The organism is Kitasatospora sp. NPDC048194 (assembly GCF_043202455.1).
Classification (GTDB): Bacteria; Actinomycetota; Actinomycetes; order Streptomycetales; family Streptomycetaceae; genus Kitasatospora.
Genome location: NZ_JBIDAK010000002.1, coordinates 25,496 through 37,662, shown reverse-complemented (window position 1 = coordinate 37,662; position 12,167 = coordinate 25,496). Strand labels below are relative to the sequence as shown.

Annotated in this window: 15 protein-coding genes; 8 read left to right on the top strand and 7 right to left on the bottom strand. The window is 76.1% G+C overall.

Annotated elements, in window-relative coordinates:
- Positions 1-29 precede the first annotated feature (29 nt).
- Entirely contained in the window at positions 30-440 is a 411-nt protein-coding gene (locus ACGF07_RS02710) for a PPOX class F420-dependent oxidoreductase (protein WP_350744001.1), read from the bottom strand.
- A 228-nt stretch (positions 441-668) separates the two neighbouring features.
- Between ACGF07_RS02710 and ACGF07_RS02705 the strand changes: the two genes are divergently transcribed.
- The 5 genes from ACGF07_RS02705 to ACGF07_RS02685 all read left to right on the top strand — a co-directional run bounded on the left by ACGF07_RS02705 (position 669) and on the right by ACGF07_RS02685 (position 4,868).
- On the top strand, positions 669-2,210 hold the full coding sequence (locus ACGF07_RS02705; protein WP_392894748.1) for an ATP-dependent DNA ligase: 1,542 nt from the start codon (positions 669-671) through the stop codon (positions 2,208-2,210).
- A gap of 238 nt (positions 2,211-2,448) precedes the next feature.
- Entirely contained in the window at positions 2,449-2,667 is a 219-nt protein-coding gene (locus tag ACGF07_RS02700) for a ferredoxin (RefSeq protein ID WP_392894746.1), read from the top strand.
- Between the two features lie 101 nt (positions 2,668-2,768).
- Positions 2,769-3,980, top strand: a complete 1,212-nt coding sequence (locus ACGF07_RS02695; RefSeq protein ID WP_392894745.1) for a cytochrome P450 — start codon at positions 2,769-2,771, stop codon at positions 3,978-3,980.
- Between the two features lie 280 nt (positions 3,981-4,260).
- Positions 4,261-4,425 carry a hypothetical protein gene (locus ACGF07_RS02690; protein WP_350744005.1) on the top strand — a complete coding sequence of 55 codons (165 nt, stop codon included), beginning with the start codon at positions 4,261-4,263 and terminating at the stop codon, positions 4,423-4,425.
- Positions 4,426-4,529: 104 nt separating this feature from the next.
- Positions 4,530-4,868 carry a hypothetical protein gene (locus ACGF07_RS02685; RefSeq protein ID WP_350744006.1) on the top strand — a complete coding sequence of 113 codons (339 nt, stop codon included), beginning with the start codon at positions 4,530-4,532 and terminating at the stop codon, positions 4,866-4,868.
- A 209-nt stretch (positions 4,869-5,077) separates the two neighbouring features.
- Here ACGF07_RS02685 and ACGF07_RS02680 read toward each other — a convergent pair whose 3' ends face one another.
- From ACGF07_RS02680 to ACGF07_RS02665, 4 genes are all read right to left on the bottom strand, one after another.
- On the bottom strand, positions 5,078-6,046 hold the full coding sequence (locus ACGF07_RS02680; RefSeq protein WP_392894742.1) for a hypothetical protein: 969 nt from the start codon (positions 6,044-6,046) through the stop codon (positions 5,078-5,080).
- Positions 6,047-6,133: 87 nt separating this feature from the next.
- Positions 6,134-6,418: a DUF427 domain-containing protein gene (locus ACGF07_RS02675; protein ID WP_392894740.1), complete on the bottom strand. Its 285-nt coding sequence runs from the start codon at positions 6,416-6,418 to the stop codon at positions 6,134-6,136.
- Between the two features lie 95 nt (positions 6,419-6,513).
- The gene (locus ACGF07_RS02670; protein WP_350744009.1) at positions 6,514-6,750 is read right to left on the bottom strand and encodes a DUF6296 family protein; all 237 of its coding nucleotides are present in this window, start codon (positions 6,748-6,750) and stop codon (positions 6,514-6,516) included.
- A gap of 87 nt (positions 6,751-6,837) precedes the next feature.
- Positions 6,838-7,074 carry a DUF2277 domain-containing protein gene (locus ACGF07_RS02665; protein WP_350744010.1) on the bottom strand — a complete coding sequence of 79 codons (237 nt, stop codon included), beginning with the start codon at positions 7,072-7,074 and terminating at the stop codon, positions 6,838-6,840.
- A 151-nt stretch (positions 7,075-7,225) separates the two neighbouring features.
- On the opposite strand from ACGF07_RS02665, the gene ACGF07_RS02660 reads away from it, so the two are divergent.
- A complete protein-coding gene (locus tag ACGF07_RS02660; RefSeq protein ID WP_392894739.1) occupies positions 7,226-8,461 on the top strand; it encodes an MFS transporter in 1,236 nt (411 codons plus the stop codon).
- Between the two features lie 238 nt (positions 8,462-8,699).
- On the opposite strand, the gene ACGF07_RS02655 is transcribed toward ACGF07_RS02660, so the two are convergent.
- Together ACGF07_RS02655 and ACGF07_RS02650 are read right to left on the bottom strand one after the other, a co-directional pair.
- The gene (locus ACGF07_RS02655; RefSeq protein WP_392894737.1) at positions 8,700-9,218 is read right to left on the bottom strand and encodes a gamma carbonic anhydrase family protein; all 519 of its coding nucleotides are present in this window, start codon (positions 9,216-9,218) and stop codon (positions 8,700-8,702) included.
- Between the two features lie 40 nt (positions 9,219-9,258).
- Positions 9,259-10,569, bottom strand: coding sequence for a serine hydrolase domain-containing protein (locus ACGF07_RS02650; RefSeq protein ID WP_392894735.1), 1,311 nt, complete (start codon positions 10,567-10,569; stop codon positions 9,259-9,261).
- 279 nt (positions 10,570-10,848) lie between these two features.
- Between ACGF07_RS02650 and ACGF07_RS02645 the strand changes: the two genes are divergently transcribed.
- Positions 10,849-11,397, top strand: a complete 549-nt coding sequence (locus ACGF07_RS02645) for an RBBP9/YdeN family alpha/beta hydrolase (RefSeq protein ID WP_392894733.1) — start codon at positions 10,849-10,851, stop codon at positions 11,395-11,397.
- 4 nt (positions 11,398-11,401) lie between these two features.
- Positions 11,402-12,061: a hypothetical protein gene (locus ACGF07_RS02640; protein WP_392894731.1), complete on the top strand. Its 660-nt coding sequence runs from the start codon at positions 11,402-11,404 to the stop codon at positions 12,059-12,061.
- The last annotated feature ends 106 nt before the right edge of the window (positions 12,062-12,167 follow it).

The window sequence follows — 12,167 nt, the reverse complement described above, 5'->3', positions numbered from 1 at the left end:
TCAGGACGTCAAACCGCCGATCCCCTCGGTCAGGCCGTCAAGCTGCCGACCACCTTCGTCGGGCTGATGCGGATGACCAACCGGAGCACCTCGGCGGGGAGGTCGAGGTACTCCTTGCCGGCACCGGGGCCCTCGTACTGTTCGGCGAGGGCGACCGCCAGGGACCGGCCGGTGTCCTCGGTGACCGTGGCGAGTCCGCGGATCTCGGCGTAGCGCAGCGGGTCCGCCGGATCGAAGACCGTGAGACTGGCGCGCGGGTCGCGGCGCAGGTTGCGCTCCTTGCGGCGGCCGGCGGCGGTGGAGACCAGGAGGTCGTCCCCGTCGCGGCCGACCCAGACCACCGACGTCTGCGGGCCGCCGTCCGGGTTGACGGTGGCGAGGACGGCGGGGACGGGCGCGTCGAGGAGCGCGCGAACGGAATCGTTCAGCAGGGCTGTCATTCGGGCGAGGCTACCGGCCGCCCGACCGCCCCGCAGCCGGATCCGCCGGTCTCGAGGTCCTGTTCCGGCTCCCGGTCCCCGCCGTCACGGACCGGGAGGACGGCGAGGAGGGGGACGGCGGGGAGAACCGGGAGGGCGGGGCACCGCGCCGGGGCCCGGATGCGGGAGCCGGGGCGGCCGCCGATGCTGGACGGGTGGCGGGGGTCGGGCCCGGCGGAGGAGCGGCGGATGGGGTTGCGGCGGTTGGCTGAGGTGTCGGGGGCCGTGGCGGCGGAGGGCGGGCGGCGGGCGAAGGTGGCCCTGCTGGCCGAGTGCCTGCGCGAGTTGGGGCCGGAGGAGGGGGCGGCCGCGGTGGTGCTGCTCTCCGGTGAGGCGCAGCGGCTGCGGACGGGCGTGGGGTGGGCTTCGCTGCGCGATCTGCCGACGCCGGCCGACGAGGCGTCACTGGGGGTGCGGGAGGTCGAGCGGGAGCTGGAGCGGATCGCCGGGGTGCACGGCGCGGGGGCGCAGGCGGAGCGGCGGCGGCTGCTGGCGGGGCTGTTCGGGCGGGCGACGGCGGTGGAGCAGGGGTTCCTGCGGGCGGTACTGGTCGGTGATCTGCGGCAGGGTGCGTTGGACGCGCTGGTGGGGGACGCGGTCGCGCAGGCGGCCGGGGTGCCGGTGGCGGCGGTGCGGCGGGCGTTGATGTTCCGGGGGTCGGCGCGGGCGGTGGCGGAGGCCGCGCTCGGCGGCGGGGCGCCGGCGCTGGCGGCGTTCCGCCTGGAGGTGGGGCGGCCGGTGCGGCCGATGCTGGCGGCTTCGGCGCCGGACGTCACCTCGGCGCTGGAGCGCACGGGCCCGGCGGCGGTGGAGTGGAAGCTGGACGGGATCCGGGTGCAGGTGCACCGTGCGGGCGGGGAGGTCGCGGTGTTCACCCGCAGCCTGGACGACATCACCGCGCGGGTCCCCGAGGTGGTGGAGGCGGCGCTCGCCCTGCCGGTGGAGACGGCGGTGCTGGACGGCGAGGCGATCGCGCTCGGCCGGGACGGGCGGCCGCGCCCGTTCCAGGAGACCGCCGCGCGCACCGCCTCCCGGCAGGACCCGGAGCGGCTGCGGGCCGAAGTCCCGTTGAGCGTCTACTTCTTCGACCTGCTGCACCGGGACGGCGAGGAGCTGGTGGACCGTCCGGGCCGGGAGCGCTGGGCGGCGCTGGCCGAGGCGGTGCCGGACGGCCTCCGGGTCGCGCGCATCGAGACCGGGGACCTCGACGAGGCGCTGGCGTTCTTCCGCGGCACGCTGGCGCTCGGCCACGAGGGCGTGCTGGTGAAGGATCCGGCCGCCGGGTACGCCGCGGGGCGGCGGGGTGCCGGCTGGATCAAGGTGAAGCCCCGACACACCCTGGACCTGGTGGTCCTGGCCGCCGAGTGGGGCAGCGGTCGGCGGCGCGGCTTCCTGAGCAACCTGCACCTGGGCGCCCGGGCGTCGGAGGAGCCGGGCCCCGGCGAGTGGGTGATGCTCGGCAAGACCTTCAAGGGCCTGACGGACGAGACGCTCGCCTGGCAGACCGCCGAGTTGCTCGCCCGGGAGACCGAGCGGGACGAGTGGACGGTGCGGGTCCGTCCGGAACTGGTCGTCGAGATCGCCTTCGACGGCCTCCAGCGCAGCCCCCGCTACCCCGCCGGCCTGGCCCTGCGCTTCGCCCGGGTGGTGCGCTACCGGCCGGACAAGCGCGCCGACGAGGCCGACACCGTCGCCACGGTACGGGAGCTCGCCGCCGCCGAAGGGCTCTGAGGCGGGGCCGTCAGGGGCCGTCGGGGGCCGCCGGGGCCATCGCGTTACGCCGTTCGGCGCAGTGCTGCCGCCTCAAACCTGTCGGGCCGCGAAAGAGCTCGGACGGGGGGCGAATCGGCCATTCTCGGCAATCCGGCCACCGCGCCCTCCGCGGGCGGATCAGCGGCGGTTAGGTTGGCAATGACAACGAGAGGCGGCCGCCGGGCAGCCGGCGGCGTACTGGCGAGAGGTGCCCGACATGCGGGTGAGCGTCGACCGGGACCGCTGCTGCAGCTCCGGGATGTGCGTCATGAACGTCCCCGACGTCTTCGACCAGGACGACCAGGACAGCCTGGTGAGGCTGCGTCGGACCACTGTCCGGCCCGACCAGGCCGCCGACGTCAGGCTGGCCTCCGAGCTCTGCCCCGGCGGTGCGATCACCGTCGTCGAGGACGAATCCGGGCCGGCGTCCGCCTGAGGCCCACCGCACCACGAACCCGCGCTGTCAGCTAGCTTGACGGACCGTCACCGAGTCGAAGCCCCCCACCCGAGGACACCGCGACGCGAGGAGACCCCGCCTTGACCAGCACGCCCGCCACCGAGGCCGTCCGCCTCCCGGCCCCGCACTCCAGCGGCTGCCCGTTCGCCCCGCCGCCCGCGTACACCGCGGCCGCCGCGGCCGGCCCGGTCACCCGCGCCGACCTGCCCGACGGCCAGTCCTGCTGGCTGGCCACCGGGTACGCCGAGGTCCGCACCGTCCTGTCGGACCGCCGGTTCAGCGCCGACGTGCGCCACCCGTCCTTCCCGCTGCTCGTGGCCGGCCGCCGGGAGCTGATCACCGCCAACCCGAGCTTCCTGCGGCTCGACGACCCCGAGCACGCCCGGCTGCGCCGGATGGTCACCGGAGACTTCCTGGTCAAGCGGATCGAGGCGCTGCGCCCGGCCATCCAGCGGATCGTGGACGAGACGCTGGACGCGATGACCGCCGGCCGGACGGAGGCCGACCTCGTCGCCGACTTCGCGCTGCCGGTGCCCTCGCTGGTGATCTGCCTGCTGCTCGGCGTGCCCTACGAGGACCGCGACCGCTTCCAGGGCCTGAGCCGGACCCTGCTGGACAACCGGAGCAGCATCGAGCAGCTCACCGCCGCGCAGCGCGAGATCCTGGACTACCTGCGCGGCCTGGCCGCCCGCAAGCGGGAGCACCCGGAGGACGACATCCTCAGCCGGCTCGCCGCACGGGACGACCTGACCGTGGACGACGTCGCCAGCACCGGGGTGCTGCTGCTGGTCGCGGGGCACGAGACCACCGCGAACATGATCTCGCTCTCCACCGCCCTGCTGCTGGAGCAGCCCGAGCAGATCGCCAGGCTGGCCGACCCGGCCGCGCTGCCCGGCGCGGTGGAGGAGCTGCTGCGCCTGCTGACCATCGTGCACACCGGGGTGCCCCGGGTGGCGCTGGAGGACGTGGTGCTCGGCGGCCGGACCATCCGGGCCGGGGAGGGCGTGATAGCGATGCTCTCCACCGCCAACCGGGACGAGGCGGTGTTCGGCGGCGGCGCCCGGCCGGTGGACGAGCTGGACCTGGAGCGGGACGCCCGCCGGCACCTCGCCTTCGGCTTCGGCGTGCACCAGTGCCTGGGACAGCCGCTGGCCAGGGCCGAACTCCGGATCGCGCTGGAGACCCTGTTCCGACGGCTGCCCGGGCTGCGGCTGGCCGTCGCGGAGGAGGAACGGGAGTTCCGTACGGACTCCTTCATCTACGGGATGCGCTCGCTCCCCGTGGCGTGGTGACCGGTGGCAGGGTGACCGGTGGCGTGGTGACCGGTGGCGAGGTGACCGCCCTTCGCTGAGGCCCGTGCGGCGGCCGCACGGGCCTCAGGGGCCGGGAGGCCCGCGGGATCGGCGGAATCCGGCCGTTTCCGGAAGGCCCGACGGGTCACCCGGGCGGCCGGCGGGTCACTCGGCTGGCCCTGGCGCCGGGCCGGGGGCAGGCTTGAAGGGCGAAGACAGATCCGGCCTGCCGCGCCCGCGTGCAGGCGCGCCCGGACCGGCCGAGGAGACGGAGCCCCCGATGAGCGACATGAGCCAACGCTCCCAGGTGAGCACCGATCGCGAGGAGGACGTCCGCGCCGCCGATCCCGAGGAGGGCATCACCTCGATGCAGAACCTGCACGCCCAGGACACCTCCCCGGCGGAGGGCGACTCCATGCTGGAGGAGCCCGGCATCGCCGGCTGACCCGTCCGCCACACCGATTCGACCGCCCGGCGGGACCGGGCGGTCACTGCGACCGCAGGTGTCGCTGCCCGGGCGGCGGTCCACCGGCGGGGGAGGATAGGCGCATGACCGAACACGATCAAACGAGCCGGCAGGCCCGGCCGCCCGTCGATCCGCGCACCACGTGGGCGACCTGGACCACCCAGTCGATCATCAGCGGCCCCGGCGGGGTGGCCACCGCCGAGGTCGGCCCGATCTCCGGGGACCTCACCGTCCACACCACCTGGGTGGACGGCGAGGCGCGGCTGACCGTCCAGTACACCGGCGCGCTCGACTGGTACACCGTCTCGGGCAGTCCGGTGCCCGCGGCGGACGAGATCACCGCGCGGGCGATACACCAGGCCATGGTCAACGGCGTCAAGGCCGGGCGCGGGGCGAAGGCGCCGACCTCGCCCGCCGGTTAGGCCGCAGCCGGGACGCCCCCTGCGGACGTCCCGCTGCGGGCCGTCCACAGAGGGACGCCCGCAGGGCGACGTCCGCAGGGGGACGTCCAACCGCAGACCTCCGGCCTCCGACCGCAGAAAGCCCGGCGCCCGACTGTGACTGCAAAAAGGCGTCCGACCGCGGAGGGCGTCCGACGCCGCCCCACGGCCGGCTGCGGTCCGCCCCTCTCCTACCGGACGACCCGGCCTCCGACCGTCGGCCCGGCCGCGGCCCAGTAGCCGCGGTCGGCCGGCGTCCGCGAGCGCAGATCGGCGCGGACCTGCTCGGCCAGCCGCCGGGTGTCACGGCGGTTGACCGTCGCGCCGATGCCCGCGCCGAGCATCAGCGGGGCCACCGACGGCATCCGGCGGATCCAGCTGCGGGTGAGCCGGCGGCGCACCTTGCGGCGCACCTCCGAGCCGAGTGCGAGGGCCGCGAAGCCCGCCGGGCGGATCAGCAGGGTCGAGTCGATCCCCCGGCGGTTCGCCCAGGCGGCCAGGTAGGCCCCGCCCCGCTGGGCGGTGCTCCCCTGCGCCGGCATGCCGTAGACCTGGTGCAGCTCGGCGAGCAGCTTGATCTCCACGGCCGCCACGGCGAGCACCTCGGCCGCGATCTCCACCGGCATCGCGGGCGGCACCGGCAGCATCGCCATCGCGCCGACGCCCGCGCCCAGTGCGCCCGAGGCCCGGGTGGCGCCGGCGACCAGCAGGTCCGCCAGCTGCTCCGGGTCGGCTGCGCCCGGGTGCTGGGCGCGGAGGGTGGCGAGGTCGCGGACCGGGATCCGCGGCGCCGCCCGCACCAACCGCTCGGTCAGGGCCTTGCCACCGAGCGACGCTCCCCGGGTGGCGGCCCGCCCGCCGTCGACGAGCCGCCGTGCCCCGGTCGCCACCAGCGCCCGGCCGCGGCCGCGCTCGGCGTGGTAATCGGCGACCCGCCAGGCGCCGGTCGGCCGCTCGGCGCCCTCGACCAGCTCGGCGAGCTCGTCGGCCAGGTCGGGCGCGGCCGCCGTCTGCGGCCCGCTCCCTGGGGCGGCCGGGCCGGGGTCGACCGCGGGCCCGCCGGCACGGGCGGGCTCGTGCGTGGAGAGCCCGGGTTCCGAGGGCCCGGGCTGCGGACGTTCCGGCCGCTCCGCGCGGCCTTGTCTGCGGAAGAGTCCCATGCGTCTGCGGTTACCCCTTCCGTCCGGCGGTACGCCCCACTCGTTGCGTCCGGCGGTACGCCCCTTCGTTCCGTCCGGCGCCGCGCCCTACTCGGCGATCTCCACCCCGCGCCAGAACGCCACCCGGCCGCGCACGTGCTCGGCCTCCGGCTTCGGGTCGGCGTAGAACCAGGCCGCGTCCGGGTTGGTCCGTCCGGCCACCTCCAAGGTGTAGTAGCCGGCGGTGCCCTTCCAGCCGCACACCGTGGTCGTCCCGGAGGGCCGGAGGAACTCGGCCCGGACCGATTCGACCGGAAAGTAGTGGTTGCCCTCGACGACGACGGTGTCATCGCTCTCGGCGACGACGACTCCCTGCCAACTCCCTGTGGTCATGGCCCGATTGTGCCCCACGAACGGGGTGCCGCCCGCAGGACCGGGAAAGGCCGGGCGCACGGCCGCGGCCCGGCCGCACGGCAACCGGGCCCGCCTCACGGCAGCGGCTCGGCACTGACCGGCAGGTGCGGGGTCTGGTGGCCGCCGCTGGCGAGCATCCGGACCTCGCCCGCGTCGCTGATCTCGGCGCGGACGATCCCGGTGGCGTCCTGGTAGACGGGATGGCCCCCCGGGCCCTTGGCGTCGGTCCGGCTGACCTCGACCACGTCCTGCGGGGCGTGGGTGCCCGGGGTCCCGGGAAAGGTGAGGGCGTAACGGTCGACGGTCTTCATCACCGGCTCCTGATCCTTGTCGGCGGCCCCGCCCGCGATCCTTGTCGGCGGCCCCGCCCGCGATCCTTGTCGGCGGCCCCGCCCGCGTCAGGCGGTGGCCCCGGAGGCCCGGGCGTGCGAGCCCCGGACCTCCAGCTCGGCGAGCAGCCGGGAGGTGGCCTCGGCCACCGCGTCCACGGCCCGGTCGAAGGCCTCGCGGTTGTGCGCCGCCGGGGCGCGGAAGCCGGACACCTTGCGGACGTACTGCAGCGCGGCCGCGCGGTAGTCGTCCTCGTCGGCGTCGGGCGTCACGGGCGGTCGCAGCGTCTTGATGTTGCGGCACATGCCCCCAGTCTCGCGCGCGGGCGCCCCTTCGGCGACCTCCTCCCGTCACGTCCGCCTCACGGGAGCGTCATCCGGCCGGATTAGGATGCCGGACGAACCAATAGCCCGCCACGCGTCCGCACCAGGCGCGGGCACCACACCGGAGTCCCCCTTGCCCCTCGCGCTGGTCGCGCTGGCCGTCACCGCGTTCGCCATCGGCACCACCGAATTCGCCGCCATGGGGCTGCTGCCCCAGGTCGCCGACAGCCTGCACGTGTCCGTCCCGCAGGCCGGCTGGCTGATCTCGGCCTACGCGCTGGGCGTGGTGGTCGGCGCGCCGCTGCTCACCGCACTGGCCGCCGGGCGGCCGCGCAAGGCGGTGCTGGTCGCGCTGGCCGCGCTGTTCGCCACCGGCAACCTGCTGTGCGCGGTGGCACCGGACTTCTGGACGCTGGCCGCCGCCCGGCTGATCACCGGGCTGCCGCACGGGGCCTTCTTCGGGGCCGGGGCGGTGGCCGCCGCCGAACTGGTGGCGCCGGACCGGCGGGCCCGGGCGGTGGCGGTGATGTTCTTCGGGCTGACCGTCGCCAACATCGTCGGCGTCCCGGCCGCCACCCTGCTCGGCCAGCACCTGGGCTGGCGGGCGACCATGCTGGTGGTCGTGGTCGTCGCCGCCGGCGGCACGCTCGCCATCGCACGGCTGGTGCCGGCCCTGCCCTCCGCCGAGCAGGCCGGGCTCCGGCACGAGCTGCGGGCCTTCCGCAGCGGCCAGCTCTGGCTGGCGCTGGCCACCGTGGTGTTCGGCTGCGGCGGCATGTTCGCCTGCTACAGCTACATCGCGCCGCTGCTCACCGAGGTCTCCGGTTTCGCCACCGGCTCGGTCACCCTGGTGCTGGCGCTCTTCGGGGCGGGCATGACCATCGGCAACGTGCTCGGCGGGTTCGCCGCCGACCGGGCGCTTCGGCCGACCGTCTGCGCCGCCTTCGTGCTGCTCGCGGCCGCGCTCGCGCTGTTCGCGGTGACCGCGCACGCCCGCTGGTCGGCGGCGCTGACGGTGGTGCTGATCGGGCTGTTCGGCTTCGCGACCGTGCCGGCGGTGCAGACCCTGGTGATGCAGAAGGCGCGCCGCGCGCCCACGCTGGCGTCGGCGACGGTGCAGGGCGCCTTCAACCTGGCCAACGCCCAGGGCGCGTACTTCGGCGGCCTGGCCCTGGACGCGGGCTTCGGCTGGACCTCACCCACCCTGGTCGGCTCGGGCCTGGCCGCCTCCGGCGCGCTGATCGCGGCACTCGCCTGGGCGGCCGACCGCCGCCGACCGGCACCGGTGGCGGTGGAGCCGGCGGCGGCAGAACCGACAGCCGCGGTGGAGCCAGCCGCGGCCGCGCTGGTCACGGCGCCGATGCACTGAAGCTCGTGCGGAACACCGGGCAGGGGCCGCTCGAGGTGTCGTCCGACCTGCTGGTTCATCCGGTTCGCGCGAGCCCGTGCGTGTGGGCGACGGCCCGCACCGCGTGGTGCGGGCCCTCGCCGTTCCGTCTCCCGGAGGACCGACCATCCAGGCCCTCTGCCGGGTGAGTTCCCGCCGTTTCGGCTCCGGGGTGGCGAGCACGCCATCGCCGAACGGCGCCGACCGGGCTCCGGACCGGCTAGATCTCCCGGTGGGCGTCGGCCAGCAGCAGGTAGCCCTCGCCGTTGAGCTTGATGCCCGCCTTCTCGTCCTCGGTGAGCTCCCGCCGGACCTTCGCCGGGACGCCCGCGACCAGTGAGCCGGGCGGGACGGTCATGCCCTGCGGCACCACGGCGCCGGCGGCGACCAGCGAGCCGGTGCCGATCCGGGCGCCGTTGAGGACGGTGGCGTTCATGCCGACCAGGGTGTCGTCCTCGACGGTGCAGCCGTGCAGGACGGCGTTGTGGCCCACCGAGATCCGCTCGCCGAGCACCAGCGGGAAGCCGGGGTCCGCGTGCAGGGTGCAGTTGTCCTGGATGTTGCTGCCCGCGCCGACGGTGATCGACTCGGCGTCCCCGCGCAGCACCGCGCCGTACCAGACGCTCGCGCCGGGCCCCACCGTCACGTCCCCGACCACCACGGCGTTGGGCGCGACGAAGGCTCCCGGGTCGACGACGGGCACCCGGCCCCCGACTGCGGCGATCATCGGCTCCGCCATGTCTCGTCCTCTTTCTGCTGACGTCGGCCGTGCTCGGCCGTCAGCGTAGGGGGTGGCCGGGACCGGACGGCGACCCGGGGGTGATCGCCGGGGCACCGGCGCCGCACAGGGCGGCGGTGGTCAGCCGGTCCCAGGCCGCGTCGGTCGCGTGCGCGGCCGCGTCCGTGACGTCGTACGCGGTGACGGCGGTGGCGAACTGCCGCCTGCCGTCCGCCGAGCCGAGCACCAGGGTGCGGTAACCGGGGACACCGCCCGCGGCGCCCCAGGAGGTGCCGCACGGGGTGTCCACGCGCAGCAGGCCGAGGCCGCGGTCCGGGCCGTCGCCGAGGCGGGTGGTCCGCTGCATCTCGGCGAGTTGGGCCGGGTGCAGCAGGCGGCCGTCGAGCAGGGCTCCGATGAAGGTGGTGAGGTCGGCGGTGGTGGAGATGCCGCCGCCGGAGGGGCCGGCCTCCGACGGGTCGAGCAGGGTGACGTCCACCGGGCCGGCGTCCGTCCTGAGGTAGCCGTGGGCGTGTGAGCCGGGGACGAAGGGCGAGTCGCCGGGCATCGAGGTGCCGGTGAGGTGGAGCGGGCGGATGATCCGGCGGGTGACCTCATCCTGCCAACTGCGGCCGGTGAGCTTCTCGATGACCATCCCGGTCAGGACGTCGTCGGTGGCGGAGTCCCGCTGATCCTGGCCCGGCGGGAAGGCGGGCGGGTACCTGTCGGCGATGTCGACGAGGTCCTGGAGGGAGTACGGCTCGAAGCGGCGGATCGTCAGCCAGTCCTGGCCGGAGGGGTCGAAGGCCGGGTCCTTGCGGTAGTCGGCGACGCCGCTGGTGTGGTCGAGCAGTTGCCGGACGGTGATCCGGGTGCTGTTCGGGACGACGCCGGGCAGCAGGCACTCGAGCCGGTCGTCCAGGTCCAGCCGCCGCTCGCCGACCAGTTGGAGCAGGGTGGTGGCGACGAAGGCCTCGGTGGCGCCGCCGATCCGGAAGCGGCCTTCCGGGTCGGCGGGCAGTCCGGTGGCGAGGTCGGCGACACCGGTGGCGTCGCGCCACAGCAGCCGGCCGTCCTCGCGGACGGCGGCGAGGGCGGAGGTGCCGTAGCCGTGGCCGGGGCCGGTGAGGCCGGCGAGGGCCGCGTCGGCGGCGGCCCAGTCGGCGCGGCCGGCTGCGGAGTCGGTCCGGTCGCCGCGGTCGGCGGCGGTGAGGTGGACGGCGCCGTGGCAGCCGGAGGCCGGCGAGCGGCCCGCGGGCGCGGCGACGGCGGCCGGGGCGAGCAAGGCGAGCAGGACGGCGGCCACGGCGGTCACCAGGACGGCGAGCAGGGCCGGTCGGCGGTGCCGGGCGGTGCGGTCGGTGGCGGTCATGCCGTCCTCCCCGGTACGGGCGGCCCGGGGCGGTGCGTCCGGCCGCTTCCATGGCTCCGGACACCATGGCAGGCCGGCGGCGGGCCGTCGTCGCCCTGGCGGAGGAGGCGACCCCGGTCGGCCCCGGGGGCGCTACCCCGAGGCGGGTCGGGGTAACGCCCCCGGGGACCGGCCGGTCCCGGGCCCTCGCCGACCGGGCGGCAGCGCCCGGCTGCGGCGGCGGGGCGCCCGGGTCCTAGACTCCTGCTGCCCGTTGCCGTTCGCCTGCCGGAGGAGCCCATGCCGGACCGCACCACCTACCTGATCCTGCCCGGCTACCAGAATTCCGGCCCCGGCCACTGGCAGTCCCGCTGGGAGGCCGCCGAGCCGGAGGCCTTCCGCCGGGTCGAGCAGGCGGACTGGGACCACCCGGAGCTGACGGACTGGGTGGCCCGGGTGGACGCGGCGGTGGCCGGGGCCGCCGCCGAGGGGCCGGTGGTGCTGGTCGCGCACAGCCTGGGGTGCGTCACGGTGGCCCGCTGGGTGGCCGGGGCCCCGGCCGGGCGGACGGCCGCCGTGCGGGGTGCCCTGCTGGTGGCCCCGGCCGACATCGACACGGCCGAGGTGCCGGAGCTGTTCGGCTTCCGCCCGGTGGCGCTGGATCCCCTGCCGTTCCCGACCGTGGTGGTCTCCTCCGCCGACGACCCGTGGGTGAGCCCGGAGCGGGCCCGGGAGTTCGCCCGCGCGTGGGGCGCCCGGCACGTCGAGGCGGGCGCCTACGGGCACCTCAACGCGGACTCCGGGCTGGGTGATTGGCCGGAGGGCCGGAAGCTCCTCGCGGAGCTGTGACGACATGACCGGGGGGACGATGAACGGCCGCGTGGGCAACGGGATGGGCTGCCGCCCGGACGACGGGGCGGGTCGGCGGACACGGCGGGCCAGGCGCGTCCTGGTCCGGGTGCTGGCGGCCTGCGGGGCGCTGGCCGTCCTGCTGTACACCTGGGGGCAGTGGGAGAGCCGCTCGGGCGGGCTGATGCTGGTCGCCGACCTGCTCAACCAGCCGGAACCGCTTCTCGGCGGGGCACTGGGCGCGCTGATCGCCGCCGCCTGGCTGGGCGACCGTCGCACCGCCGTCCGGACGGCCACCCGGACGGTGACGGTGACCGCCGGGGTGGTGTTCGTGCTCGGCGCGCTGGCCGTGCACAAGGTGTCGGCGGCCGAGACCCGCAGCCGGGAGGCGGCGCCGGCGGGGGCGGAGCGGGTCCTGGTGGTGGTGCACCGCTCGTACGGCTCCGGGCCGGAGGCCGGGGACCACTGGCAGGTGCTGCTGGAGAGCGGCGAGGGCTGGTCGGCCCGGCGCTGGCTGCTCACGGACGTCGGCGGCGGGCCGGACGACGCCCGGCTGGTGGAGGCGAGCTGGACCGGGCGGTCGCAGGTGACGGTGGTGACCGACTCCTACCGGCGGGTGTTCAACGTCGACCAGGACAGCGGCGAGCCGGTCGAGGCCCGGTAGCCGGTCGAGGCCCGGTAGCCGGTGGAGGCCCGTTGGCCGGCCGCCGCCCCGCGGCCCTGGGTGGAGCGCCCACCCCGGGTCCGTGCCCGACGGGTTACCGCCCGAA

Coding starts and splice junctions, on each gene's coding strand:
- ACGF07_RS02690 (WP_350744005.1), top strand. CDS start 4,261: ATGAGCGACATGAGCCAACGCTCCCAGGTGAGCACCGATCGCGAGGAG.
- ACGF07_RS02655 (WP_392894737.1), bottom strand. CDS start 9,218: ATGGCGGAGCCGATGATCGCCGCAGTCGGGGGCCGGGTGCCCGTCGTC.
- ACGF07_RS02685 (WP_350744006.1), top strand. CDS start 4,530: ATGACCGAACACGATCAAACGAGCCGGCAGGCCCGGCCGCCCGTCGAT.
- ACGF07_RS02665 (WP_350744010.1), bottom strand. CDS start 7,074: ATGTGCCGCAACATCAAGACGCTGCGACCGCCCGTGACGCCCGACGCC.
- ACGF07_RS02640 (WP_392894731.1), top strand. CDS start 11,402: ATGACCGGGGGGACGATGAACGGCCGCGTGGGCAACGGGATGGGCTGC.
- ACGF07_RS02650 (WP_392894735.1), bottom strand. CDS start 10,569: ATGACCGCCACCGACCGCACCGCCCGGCACCGCCGACCGGCCCTGCTC.
- ACGF07_RS02645 (WP_392894733.1), top strand. CDS start 10,849: ATGCCGGACCGCACCACCTACCTGATCCTGCCCGGCTACCAGAATTCC.
- ACGF07_RS02670 (WP_350744009.1), bottom strand. CDS start 6,750: ATGAAGACCGTCGACCGTTACGCCCTCACCTTTCCCGGGACCCCGGGC.
- ACGF07_RS02700 (WP_392894746.1), top strand. CDS start 2,449: ATGCGGGTGAGCGTCGACCGGGACCGCTGCTGCAGCTCCGGGATGTGC.
- ACGF07_RS02680 (WP_392894742.1), bottom strand. CDS start 6,046: ATGGGACTCTTCCGCAGACAAGGCCGCGCGGAGCGGCCGGAACGTCCG.
- ACGF07_RS02705 (WP_392894748.1), top strand. CDS start 669: ATGGGGTTGCGGCGGTTGGCTGAGGTGTCGGGGGCCGTGGCGGCGGAG.
- ACGF07_RS02710 (WP_350744001.1), bottom strand. CDS start 440: ATGACAGCCCTGCTGAACGATTCCGTTCGCGCGCTCCTCGACGCGCCC.
- ACGF07_RS02675 (WP_392894740.1), bottom strand. CDS start 6,418: ATGACCACAGGGAGTTGGCAGGGAGTCGTCGTCGCCGAGAGCGATGAC.